The following is a 340-nucleotide window of genomic DNA, read 5'->3' on the forward strand; positions in this document are numbered from 1 at the left end:
CGTATGCGCTTCTTCACTTGACCATATAACCCCAAGCAATCTGGTTATACTATGAAGACGACATTCGCCGAAAACTTGCAATTACTCACAAATTTTACCTTAGCCTGAATAAACACCAGTGAAAGTGCCATTCAGTCTATCTTTCTATTACATACCCAAATTTTTAAAGAACGATCTAATCAAAAGATCAGAAATCAACATTCACCATCGTCTTGATGGAATGCTCATTTCTAAGCTTTACGATACAGAAGCAAGTTTATGGTGGAGCCAAGCGGGATCGAACCGCTGACCTCCTGCGTGCAAGGCAGGCGCTCTCCCAGCTGAGCTATGGCCCCATACA

1 tRNA gene is annotated in these 340 nt (G+C 42.9%); it reads right to left on the reverse strand.

What is annotated here, in order from left to right:
• Positions 1–259: 259 nt before the first annotated feature.
• Positions 260–335, reverse strand: a tRNA-Ala gene (locus tag V6F78_RS22315).
• Between the last annotated feature and the right edge of the window lie 5 nt (positions 336–340).

The organism is Pseudomonas sp. ESBL9 (assembly GCF_036668715.1).
Lineage (GTDB): Bacteria > Pseudomonadota > Gammaproteobacteria > Pseudomonadales > Pseudomonadaceae > Aquipseudomonas > Aquipseudomonas lundensis.